We start from the raw sequence: 11,384 nt of genomic DNA, 5'->3' as shown, positions 1-11,384 counted from the left end.
AGCGACGACCGCAGTGGCCTGAACGCCGCGCGCTTCTACAACCTCAGCCTGGACATCGATCGCTTCGCTCGCTCGGCCACCCCGGGTGCGGCAGGCGTGGCCTTCAACAGCGTGACCACGTTGCAAACGCCCACCGGCGCGGCTTTCGCCACCAACACGGTTGACCCGGAAGGCATCCGCTACAACGCCGCCACGAAGACCCTGGTGTGGAGCAACGAAGGCCAGCGCAGCGCCGCCGGCCTGCAAGACCCCACCGTGCGCGAGATGCGCCTGGATGGCTCGCACGTTCGCGCGTTCGGCGTGCCGGCCGCATACAAGCCCCTGGGCAGCGCAGCAGGCACCGCTGCGGGAGACCGGGGCATCGTCAACAACCTGGCCTTCGAGAGCCTGACCTTCTCCACCGACGGCCGCACGCTCTACACCGCCACCGAGAATGCGCTGGTTCAAGACGGCCCCACGGCGTCTGTGAGCAGGGGCTCGCGCAGCCGCATCCTGTCCTTCGACGTGGCCAGCGGTCAGGCTGGTGCCGAGTACGCCTACGACGTCTCGCCCGTGGCCATCGCGCCCAACCCCGCGGGCGCCTTCGCCACCAATGGCCTGACCGACCTGCTGGCCATCGGCGACCGCCAGTTCATCGGCATCGAGCGCTCGTTCGCCATCGGCGCGCAAACGCCCGGCACCCCGGTGACAGGCAACACCATCCGCCTGTTCCACATCGACGCCCGCCACGCCACCGACATCTCCGGCCGCGAGAGCATCGATGGCGACGACAGCGTCGTGGCCGCCAAAAAGGAGCTGCTGCTCGACCTTTCCGACTTGCGCAACGACGATGGCTCGCCGCTGGCCCTGGACAACATCGAAGGCCTGACGCTGGGCCCGGTGATCGGTGGCAAGCAAACGCTGGTGCTGGTGTCGGACAACAACTTCAGCGGCACCCAGTTCACGCAGTTCGTGGCCCTGCAGGTCTCGCAAGTGCCCGAGCCCAAGACCTGGGCGATGCTGTTGGGCGGCCTGTGCGCCATCCTGGGCCTGGGCCGCAAGCCGGGACGTTGATGTAGCAAAGGCCCTAAGATCGCGGGCGGTCGAACCCAGGAACCGCCCCATGAAACTGCTCATCGTTCACGCCCACAACGAACCCCAGTCTTTCGTCACGTCGATGAAGGACCTCACCGTCCGCCACTTCGAGCAGGCGGGCTGGCAGGTGCAGGTCTCCGACCTGTACGCCATGGGCTTCAACCCGGTGGCCTCGGCGGCCGACTTCGGTAGCCGCCAGAACCCCGACCACCTCACCTATGCGCTGGAGCAGCGTCAGGGCTGGCAAAGCAAGACGCTGGCGCCCGACATCGTGGCCGAGGTCGAGAAGGTGCAGTGGGCCGACCTGATCATCTTCAGCTTCCCCGTTTACTGGTACAGCATGCCGGCCATCCTCAAAGGCTGGGTTGACCGAGTCTTCATCTCGGGTGTCTGCTACGGCGGCACCCGCATCTACGACCGTGGTGGCCTCAAGGGCAAGCGCGCCATGCTCGCCACCTCCCTGGGTGGCCAGCCCCACATGTTCGGCCCTGGCGCCGTGCATGGCGAGCTCGAAACCCTGCTCAAGCCCATCCAGCAAGGCATGCTGGGTTACGTGGGTCTGACGGTGTTGCCGCCTTTCGTGGCCTACCACGTGCCCTACCTGAAACAGCCTGAGCGCGAAGCCATCATGCAGGCCTACCAGGCGCACCTGAACCAACTGGACTCGCTCGAGCCTTTGACGATGCCTTCGCTCAACGACTACGACGCGACGATGCACCCGCTGCGACCCACCGCGGGTTGACCCCGAGGGGCTCGCGCGTGGCCTGAGGGCGGCCCACCGGCACTGGCGGAAAAAGCCAATCAGGTGGCGGCTCACGCCATGGCGCTGGCGGGCACGTCTGCCTACCATGGGGCATCCCACATGACTCGTCCAGCCCGAACCATGGTCAAGCCCTCTCTTCAGGCACCCCACGCCACCCGAGCCGCCCACATCAAGCAGGTCGCCGAGGCCGCAGGCGCCGCGCTGCGTCAGCGCCACCCCGTCCTGCAGCACCAGGACGCCATCGGCGCAGGCATCCTGGCCTTCGCGCTGGTGGGCATGCTGGCCTCGGGCTGGCTGTACCTGCAAGGCGCCTGGCCTGCGTGGCTGACCATCGTGGTCACGGCGATGTTCGCCTCGCTCACCCACGAGCTCGAACACGACCTCATCCACAAGATGTACTTCAGGAAGACGCCCTGGGCGCACAACCTGATGATGGGCCTGGTGTGGCTGGCACGGCCCAGCACCGTCAACCCCTGGGTGCGGCGCGAGCTGCACTTTCACCACCACAAGACCTCGGGTCAGGCGGTGGACCTGGAAGAGCGCGCCATCACCAATGGCGAGCCCTGGGGACTGCGCCGCCTGATCATGCTGGGTGACAACGCGTTGTCGGTGCTGCTGCGCGCTCACCGCGCGCCGTCGATGCTCAACATCCTCAAGCGATCGTTCATGGCGTACTTCCCGCTGGGCGTGGTGTTCTGGGCCAGCTGGCACGCCTTCCTGGCCTTTCACGCGATCGACGCCGTTGCAGCTGCGCTGGGCTCACCCATCGCGTGGTCGGCCAACACGCTGTCGTTCATGCACACGCTGGGCGCGTGGGTGGTGGTGCTGATCGCGCCCAACGTGCTGCGCAGCTTCTGCCTGCATTTCGTCAGCAGCAACATGCACTACCACGGTGACGTCGAGGCGGGCAACCAGATCGAGGAGTGCCAGGTGCTGGACTCGTGGCTCATGCTGCCGTTTCACCTGTTCTGCTTCAACTTCGGCTCGACCCACGCCATCCACCACTTCCTGGTCAAAGAGCCCTTCTACGTTCGGCAGATGACCGCCTCCGAGATCAAACCGGTGATGCGGGAGATGGGCGTGCGCTTCAACGACTTCGGCACCTTTGCGCGCGCCAACCGGCTGGGTGTCGCCGCATAATCGTCGCGCCCCTTGAGGCGCCCCGACATGCACCGCTCCCCCACTTCCCTGGCCAGCTGGGTCGGCGTCATCCACCACACCCTGGTCTCGTGTGGCTGTGACGCCGATGGCATCTTGCTGCAAGCCGGCATCTCGCCAGCGTCGCTGCGCACGCCTCAGGCGCGCATCCCCATCGAGCAAACCAGCCTGCTCTGGCGCCTGGCCACGGCCGCTTCGGGCGACGCGGGCTTCGGCATCCGCGTGGCCAGCCACGTGCGCGCCAACACCTTCCACGCCTTGGGCCTGTCGCTGGCGGCCAGCCCCACGCTGCGCGACGCCTTTGCGCGGCTGCTGCGTTACTTCCGCATCGTCTCGGACGCGGGCGAGCTCCACTTCACGGTCGATGGCGAATGGGCCCGCTTCGAGCTGATGGCCCCCGATGGCTATGGCATCTCGCACGAGTCGGTCGACGCTTTCATGTCCTGCATGGTGCGCATGTGCCGCGCGCTGGCCAGCCCGCTGCCCGCTGAGCCAGCCGAGGTCCAGCTCAAACGCCCGCGCCCCCAGGACGCCCAGTCCTTCGACGCCGCCTTCCGCTGCCCGATCCACTACGGCAGCGACCGCAACGAGCTGCGGTTTCGACTCAGTGAACTCGATGCCCCCTTGCGCGACGGCGACGCCCACCTGGCGCGCCACCACGACCCCATCCTCGTGAAGATGCTCGCCGACGTCGAGAAGGACAACCTGCAACACCGCGTGCTGGGCTTGCTGGTCGAGTTGCTGCCGCGTGGTGGCGCCACGCAGGAGCGGGTGGCCGAGCGCCTGGGCCTGAGCCTTCGCACGCTGCAGCGCAGGCTGCAGGAGCAGGGCACGTCTTACTGCGACATCCTCGACCGGGCGCGGCTGGCCGTGGCCCGGCGCCTGCTGAGCCAGGAGGTCCACGCGCTCAGCGAAATCGCCTACCTGCTGGGCTTTTCCGACCTGTCGGGCTTCAGCCGCTTTTTCAAGCGGGCAACGGGCGAGGCACCCGGGGCGCATCGGCATCGGATGCTGCGGGGAAATTCGGCCGCAGAAATGCCCTGACGGGAGCGAGCAGGTGTTTTCCAAACATGCCAGCGTCAGCCGCCTTGGCCAGTCGCCGTGCGTGGCTGGCAGCACGCCGCCAGCCAGATCAGCACGAAGGCCGCCAACCACACGAAGTACCCCGGCTGACTCAGGATGCCCGGCAAGGGCACCTGTCCTTCGGGGCTGAGCGTGCGCCAGCCCACGTGCGCATGAGACAGCACCAGGGCGCCCATCATCCATGCAGGCCAGACCGGCCATCGGCCCTGCCAACGCGGCAGCAAGGCAAGCAACTCGCGCAGGAACACCAAGTTGCCCGCCAGGCTGATCAGGTGCAGAGGGTACTGGATGGACTGGGGCAGGTACAGCGCCATGACCAGGCTCTTGGCCAGCAGGTAGGCACCCGGCAGCGGGGTGCCGGCCGTGGCCCCGATGGCAGGTGTTGGCAAGGTGGGCAGCCCAAGGCTGAGCAGCCACAGGCCCAGTGCCGCGCAACGAAGCCAGTGCGTTGACTGGTGCCTGCTGGGCCAACCACTCACACCGCCACCTCGCTCAATCCGACGACCCCACCGAACCAGCCCGCCTGAGCAACTGCTTGCAACGCGGCGACAGGTGCACCACCCGCAGGTGCTTGCCCGCGCGTTCATAACGCTGCCGCAAGGTGTGCAGCGCCTCGATGGCCGAATAATCGACGAAGCTCAGCTGCTGGCAATCGAGCGTGACATGGGCTGGGTCATCGGCCACCGCGAACGCGTCAAGGAAGGCCGTGGTGGAGGCAAAAAACAGCGTGCCGTGAAGGCGGTAGGTGCGCGCCCCGTCAGGCTGTGTCACCACCTCTGCGCGCAGCTCTCGCGCGTGCTGCCACGCGAAGTGCAAGGCCGAGATCACGACCCCGCAGAGCACCGCTGCCGCGAGGTCGGTGAACACGGTCACCACCGTGACCAGCGCGATCAGGAACACGTCCTGGCGCGGTACCTTGCCGATCACCTGCAGCGAGCCCCAGGCGAAGGTCTGCTGCGCCACCACGAACATCACCCCCACCAGCGCCGCCAGCGGGATCTGCTCGATCAGCGGCGACAGCCACAACACGAACATCAGCACCATCACCCCCGCTACCACGCCCGACAGGCGCCCTCGCCCGCCCGAGTTCAGGTTGATCATGGTCTGGCCGATCATGGCGCAGCCCCCCATGCCGCCAGCCAGGCCTGAAGCGATGTTGGCCGCGCCCAAGGCCACGCACTCGCGGTTGGTGCGGCCGCGGCTCTGGGTGATCTCGTCGGTGAGGTTGAGGGTGAGCAAGGTCTCCAGCAGGCCGACCATGGCCATCAGCACGGCATAAGGCGCGATCACCTTGAGCGTCTCGAGGTCCCACGTCACCTGGGGCCAGGCCAGCGAGGGCCAGCCGCCCGCGATGTGGGCCATGTCGCCCAAGGTTCGGGTGGGCAGGTTCAGACCCCACGTCAACAAACCGACGCCCAGGATGGCCACCAGCGCAGGCGGCACGGCTCGGGTGAGCCGAGGCACCAGGTAGGTCACGGCCATCGTCAGGGCCACCAGGCCCGCCATGAGCCACAACGCCTCACCCCGCAACCAATGTCCGCCAGACTGGAAGTGCTCCAGTTGCGCCAGCGCGATCACGATGGCCAGGCCGTTGACGAAGCCCAGCATCACCGGGTGGGGCACCATGCGCACCAGCTTGCCAAGGCCCAGGGCCCCGAACAACACCATGATGAGGCCACTGAGCAGCACCGTGGCCAGCAGGTGCTGCACGCCGTGCTGCACCACCAAGGCCACGATGACCACCGCCATCGACCCGGCTGCACCCGAGACCATGCCCGGCCGCCCCCCGAACAAGGCCGTGATCGTGCAGACGATGAAGGCCCCATACAGGCCCATCAACGGGTTGAGTTGGGCCACCAGCGCGAAGGCGATGCATTCGGGCACCAGGGCAAAAGACGTCGTGATGCCCGCGAGCACGTCGCGGCGGATCGAAACAGACTTCATGGCCGAGACTTCAAAGCCCCCTGGAGCGGCGCCAGGTCTCGACGTACAGCGCCTCGACCTTCTCGCGCGCCCAGGGCGTGCGCCGCAGGAACTTCAGGCTCGACGACACGCTGGGGTCGTGCGTGAAGCAGCGGATGGGGATCAGCCGGCCCAAGCCATCCCAGCCATGGTAGTCCACCAGGCATTCAACGATGTGCTGCAAGGTCGCACCGTGCAAAGGGTCGTTTTGCTGTGGTGCCATCAAGCCGCCCCCACCATCCACAAGCCACCAGGACCCCACTGATCAGACTCAGCCATCAGCTCCGCGCCATGCAGCCACAGCCCGCCGGCGGCATGCGCCGTCGCTGCGGGACGTGTCAGCCCCAGGATCCGCCCCTTGAGGTCCGACACGCCCTTGGCGACGGGGTGAGGGCTGCTGTTGCGTCCGTCGAGCGAAGCCATTGGGTTCACCACTTTCGACAGCCTGCAAAACCGCATGGCGCGGCGGCGCATCAAATGGTTGATGACCCGCGCCTGCGTCAAGCGCCGGGGTTCTGCGGTGTCGTAAAAGATCTGTGTCGGCATGGAAACGTACTATCGGGCCAGTTGGTGACTTGGTGACCGCTCAGAATGGGCTTGTGAACACCTGACCAGGGTGTGAATGGAACTCGTGCGCAAAGCGGCTTGTGTCGTCGGCACAGCCCGTCTGGCGATCGCTGCGCACCGAGCAGGCCTTGTGCCACTGCGGCTTGACAGCCCTTGTTGAGGCGATGAAAGCGAGGGGTCGGACGGCTGACCGATGCGAGGCTGACCGGGCAATTGTTTCCCGCAGCCGCAGGGCAACGCAAGCCACGCTGCGTCCAACCACCCAATTCGCCAACAATACAACGACTGACGATGACGCCGCCACATGGAGCAGGCGAGCGCCTTTCATCACACCCGACTCAAGCCTTGACCAAGGCCTGCCAACTCAAGCCAAACCTGGCCAGGTACTTGCGCAACCTGTCGGCGTCATTGATGGCCGAGCGCTGCTCACGCGATCGATCAAACAAGCGCCGCCCCGCGTCCGACAGGCTTTTCGCGCTCAGGCACACACCCACCACAGCCTGGAGCTGCAGTCGGTCAAACAGGTCCATCTCGGCCAGAGATTCGGGCTCGATCCACTGCCCGAGGTCCACCACGTCTGCGCTGGCATCTCGGCCCGAACCAGCGCGATGCCACATCCACCGCAAGCGCTGCAGCTCAGCGGCCACCAGATCGGTGGTGATGCGCCCTCCCTCGGCCAACGTGGCCATGCGCGTGACACTTGCCGTGAGGTCACGGAAGTTGCCAAGCCAGGCCGCCTCGGAAGATTGCGCAAAGCGCATGTACATGGCTTTCGCTTCGGCGTTGAAGCGAACCGCGCGCCCTACCTCCGCACCGCTTTTGGCCAGCAGGTGGTCCACATTGGGTTCGATGTCTTCGGTGCGGCCGGACAAGCCTGGCAGCTCGTATGACCAGATGTTCACACGGGCGTACAAGTCTTCGCGGAAACGACCCGCTGCCACATCCAGCCGCAGATCACGGTTGGTGCCCGCGATCAACTGAAAGTCGCTGGCGACCTCCTTGTCGCTGCCCACTGGATAGAAGCGCTTTTCCTCGACGGCTTTGAGCAGCATGGCCTGCTCATCCATCCCCAGCTCACCGATTTCATCCAGGAACAATACGCCTTCGTGGGCGGTGCGCAGCAATCCGGATCGATCGATCACGGCGCCAGTGAACGCGCCCTTCTTGTGCCCGAAGAGCGTCGAGGCAGCGCCATCTCCTTTCAAGGTGGCGCAGTTCACTTCCACGAAGGGACCCTGGACCTGGTGGCGCGCCTTTTTCAACTCATACATCCGCCGCGCCAGGTGCGACTTGCCGGCGCCGGTGGGGCCGGTCAGCAAAATGGGTGCGGTGGACCGCACGGCCACGCGCTCGATCTCGTCGATCAGGGCGTTGAAGCGCTTGTTGCGCGTGGGGATGCCGCTTTTGAGGAAGGCCTGCGCGTCGCGGTGCTCTTGCTCGAAGCGTTGAGCCAGGACGTCATAGCGCGAGAGATCGAGGTCGATCAGCGTCAAGGACCCCGGGTTCTCGTGGGTCTGTTTTCGCGGGGGCGAAGTCTGCAACAGCACGCCGGGGATGAAACCGGCCTCCACCAACAAGAACATGCAGATCTGCACCACATGGGTCCCGGTCGTGATGTGCGCCCAATACTGCTCCTGCTCGGGCTTGAAGGGATAGGCCTTCACCCAGTCGTACAAGGCGGCGTACACCTCGCCGAAGTCCCATGGGTCAACCAGCGCCATCTCGATCAGTTGGACCTCGGTATCGGGGGACACCGCGCCGAGGTCTTCCATCACGCGTTCGGCCAGGCGCTTGTGCTGCGGGGAGTGAAGCAATTCGATGCGATGGATCAGCTTGTCCTCGTGCTGCCCCAGGGACACCGTGGGGCGCCACTTTTCCCAGCGCCCCGCACCTTGTCCCGCATCCAGCTGCGACCCCAGGAACCCGATGACCACCGTCTTTTTAGCCATATCTGTTCAGATAATTTTTTATCTACTGATCTATTTTACGAGCAACATCGCAACAACCTGACCGCAGACAGAATCACCATCAACCTCGAAAAACCCATGTAAATCAATGAGATGAAAAAACAACCTGCGCCTTCATGCGAGCTGGCACATGCATTGCGATAGAGAAGCTGCACAGAACAAATCATTGATCAAAAGGTGAGAACACCATGAACTACAACGTCGAACAGCAAGAAGGCGCGCTGCCCATCAAGATGTGGACCCGAGGCGTCCCCGTGGAGGACGACGCACGCCGCCAACTGGCCAACGCAGCCCGCCTGCCCATCGTGTTCAAACACATCGCTGCCATGCCGGACGTTCACCTCGGCATCGGCGCGACGGTGGGCTCGGTGATCCCGACCATCAAGGCCATCATCCCCGCCGCAGTGGGGGTGGACATCGGCTGCGGGATGATGGCCTGCAAGACCACGCTGCGCGCCGAGGACCTGCCCGACAACCTGGGCCCGCTGCGCGCCGCCATCGAGAAAGCCGTTCCGCACGGCATGACGCCCATCAGGCAGCGCGGACGCGACCACGGCAGCTGGGAGAACCCGCCGGAGCTGGTGGACCAGGCCTGGGCCACGCTGGTCGATGAGTTCGAAGCCATCTGCGAGAAGTACCCTCGCCTGCGCAACACCAACAACCGCAAGCACCTGGGAACCCTCGGCACGGGCAACCACTTCATCGAAGTCTGCCTGGACGAGGCTGGCGCCGTGTGGTTCATGCTGCACTCTGGTTCTCGCGGCGTGGGCAACGCCATCGGCACGACCTTCATCGAGCTGGCCAAGAAGGACGCAGAGCAGCATCAACGCAACCTGCCCGACAAGGACCTGGCTTACTTCGAAGAAGGTGCCCAGTACTTCGGTGACTATGTGCGCGGCGTGAGCTGGGCACAGAAGTTCGCCAGGCTCAACCGCGAGGTGATGATGAGGAACCTCGTCGCCACCGTGCGCAAAGTCATCACCAAGCCATTCGAGGCCCACGTGGAGGCGGTGAACTGCCACCACAACTACGTGCAGAAGGAAACGCACTTCGGTGAAGAAGTCTTCGTGACCCGCAAGGGTGCGGTGAGCGCCAAGAAGGGCGAGCTGGGGATCATTCCGGGGAGCATGGGCGCACGCAGCTACATCGTGCGCGGCCTGGGTAACCCGGAAAGCTTCGAGAGCTGCAGCCATGGCGCAGGCCGCGTGATGAGCCGCACCAAGGCCAAGAAGATGTTCACGGTAGACGATCAGGTCAAGGCAACCGAAGGCGTGGAGTGCCGCAAGGACGAAGCCGTGATCGACGAGATCCCGATGGCCTACAAGGACATCGACGCCGTGATGGCAGCGCAAAAGGACCTGGTGGAGGTGGTTTACACCCTCAAGCAGGTGCTGTGCGTCAAAGGGTAGGCCGCCCCATGCACCTGACAGCGCGCGGCCCATGTGGAGGAGAAGAACAATGAACGAGATTGACATCGACGGCTCGCAAGGCGAAGGCGGGGGGCAGATCCTGCGCACGGCCTTGTCTCTGTCCATGTGCACGGGCAAGCCGGTGCACATCAGCCAGATTCGAGCCAAACGCCCCAAGCCAGGCTTGATGCGCCAGCACCTCGTTTGCGTGCAGGCTGCCCAAGCCATTTGTGGCGCAACGGTTGAAGGCGCCGAACTGGGCTCGACCTCTTTGCGCTTTGCGCCGGGCACCACACGGGCGGGCGAACACAGCTTTGCCATTGGCACGGCTGGCAGCTGCATGCTGGTTTTTCAAACGGTTTTGCCCGCATTGATGCTGACCCAGGCACCTAGCGTGCTGAAGCTGTCTGGCGGCACGCACAACCCGATGGCGCCGACGTGGCACTTCATCGAGCGGGCCTTTGCGCCCCTGTTGGCACGCATGGGTGTGAACGTGGAGGGCCAACTGCTGCGCATGGGTTTCTACCCTGCAGGTGGAGGCGAGGTCGAGCTGCTCATCCGCCCCGCACGCGAAGGCCTCTCACCCTTCGATCTGCTGGAGCGCGGTGCGCAACAGGCAGCCTTTGGCGAATGCCTGGTGCCGGGCTTGTCTGTGCGCATTGCGGACCGTGAGCTCGACACCTTGGGGCGCACGCTGGGCTGGACCACAGCGCAGTTGCGCGTCATGCCGTCGCGCCAGAACGAAGGCCCCGGCAACGCACTCATGGCCACGCTGGAACATGAGCACGTGACCGAGGTGTTCACCAGCTTTGGCGAGAAAGAGGTCACCTCTGAAAAGGTGGCCAAGCTCCTGGCCAAGGAAGTGGCCGCCTACATGGCGAGCCAGGCGCCTGTGGGCCCTCACCTGGCCGATCAGCTGGCGCTGCCGATGGCCTTGGCCGTGCAAGCCAGCGCGAAGCCAGGTGCCTATGCGGCCAGCGAGATGACCGAGCACGCCTGGACCAACCTGGATGTGATCCGTCGCTTCTTGCCGGTCAGGATCGAGGTGTCCGAGCAGCCTGACAGGCGTGCAGGCTGGCTGATCCGCTTTGCGCCTGAGGCCACTTGAGGTGCGCACCCCGCTTGCCAACTCACCTGGACATCCATATCATTGCCGCCGACTGCTGAAGGCGCCCACGACAGCGCCCGCATTGACGGAGATCCCCCTTATGTCCTCCTTGTTCACATCGACCCACGACTGAACACGGTTCCCAAGCCCCGGCTGAACCGTGTCTGCTCACAGATACGGCCTCAGACCGCGCGGCTCGCAAAGCCCCGCTGCCATCGAGCCGGGGCTTTTGCTTTTTGGAAACCGAATGAGTGCACAACTCCGCTCCCGCGCCCTCCAAGAGGGGCGGGTCA

General features: G+C 65.0%; 11 protein-coding genes. 6 read left to right on the top strand and 5 right to left on the bottom strand.

Annotation, left to right across the window (positions count from 1 at the left end):
• The 4 genes from B2W70_RS02935 to B2W70_RS02920 all read left to right on the top strand — a co-directional run.
• A partial coding sequence (locus B2W70_RS02935) for an esterase-like activity of phytase family protein (protein WP_286742690.1) occupies positions 1 to 1,053 on the top strand: 1,053 nt, incomplete at its 5' end.
• 49 nt (positions 1,054 to 1,102) lie between these two features.
• On the top strand, positions 1,103 to 1,816 hold the full coding sequence (locus B2W70_RS02930) for an NAD(P)H-dependent oxidoreductase (RefSeq protein WP_286742687.1): 714 nt from the start codon (positions 1,103 to 1,105) through the stop codon (positions 1,814 to 1,816).
• Between the two features lie 120 nt (positions 1,817 to 1,936).
• Positions 1,937 to 2,977, top strand: coding sequence for a fatty acid desaturase (locus B2W70_RS02925; RefSeq protein ID WP_286742685.1), 1,041 nt, complete (start codon positions 1,937 to 1,939; stop codon positions 2,975 to 2,977).
• 27 nt (positions 2,978 to 3,004) lie between these two features.
• Positions 3,005 to 4,039 (top strand): AraC family transcriptional regulator, encoded by a 1,035-nt coding sequence (locus B2W70_RS02920; protein ID WP_286742684.1) that lies wholly within the window; start codon positions 3,005 to 3,007, stop codon positions 4,037 to 4,039.
• A 35-nt stretch (positions 4,040 to 4,074) separates the two neighbouring features.
• Here B2W70_RS02920 and B2W70_RS02915 read toward each other — a convergent pair whose 3' ends face one another.
• The 5 genes from B2W70_RS02915 to rtcR all read right to left on the bottom strand — a co-directional run bounded on the left by B2W70_RS02915 (position 4,075) and on the right by rtcR (position 8,556).
• A complete protein-coding gene (locus B2W70_RS02915) occupies positions 4,075 to 4,467 on the bottom strand; it encodes a hypothetical protein (protein ID WP_286742682.1) in 393 nt (130 codons plus the stop codon).
• A gap of 103 nt (positions 4,468 to 4,570) precedes the next feature.
• Positions 4,571 to 6,022: a SulP family inorganic anion transporter gene (locus B2W70_RS02910; RefSeq protein ID WP_286742680.1), complete on the bottom strand. Its 1,452-nt coding sequence runs from the start codon at positions 6,020 to 6,022 to the stop codon at positions 4,571 to 4,573.
• Positions 6,023 to 6,032: 10 nt separating this feature from the next.
• A complete protein-coding gene (locus B2W70_RS02905) occupies positions 6,033 to 6,263 on the bottom strand; it encodes a VF530 family protein (protein WP_286742678.1) in 231 nt (76 codons plus the stop codon).
• Positions 6,263 to 6,586, bottom strand: coding sequence for a hypothetical protein (locus B2W70_RS02900; RefSeq protein ID WP_058088483.1), 324 nt, complete (start codon positions 6,584 to 6,586; stop codon positions 6,263 to 6,265). The genes B2W70_RS02905 and B2W70_RS02900 overlap by 1 nt, the downstream gene beginning before the upstream one ends.
• A 359-nt stretch (positions 6,587 to 6,945) precedes the next feature.
• On the bottom strand, positions 6,946 to 8,556 hold the full coding sequence (gene rtcR, locus B2W70_RS02895; RefSeq protein ID WP_286742673.1) for an RNA repair transcriptional activator RtcR: 1,611 nt from the start codon (positions 8,554 to 8,556) through the stop codon (positions 6,946 to 6,948).
• 206 nt (positions 8,557 to 8,762) lie between these two features.
• Between rtcR and B2W70_RS02890 the strand changes: the two genes are divergently transcribed.
• Complete coding sequence (locus B2W70_RS02890) at positions 8,763 to 9,983, top strand: RtcB family protein (RefSeq protein ID WP_286742670.1); 1,221 nt, start codon at positions 8,763 to 8,765, stop codon at positions 9,981 to 9,983.
• Positions 9,984 to 10,032: 49 nt separating this feature from the next.
• A complete protein-coding gene (gene rtcA / locus B2W70_RS02885) occupies positions 10,033 to 11,091 on the top strand; it encodes an RNA 3'-terminal phosphate cyclase (protein WP_286742668.1) in 1,059 nt (352 codons plus the stop codon).
• Positions 11,092 to 11,384: the final 293 nt, after the last annotated feature.

Origin of the sequence: Aquabacterium sp. UBA2148 (assembly GCF_002328915.1) — a bacterium.
GTDB lineage: Bacteria > Pseudomonadota > Gammaproteobacteria > Burkholderiales > Burkholderiaceae_C > Aquabacterium > Aquabacterium parvum.
The sequence above is the reverse complement of the archived record's forward strand: the minus strand, read 5'-3'. Positions and strand labels throughout refer to the sequence as shown.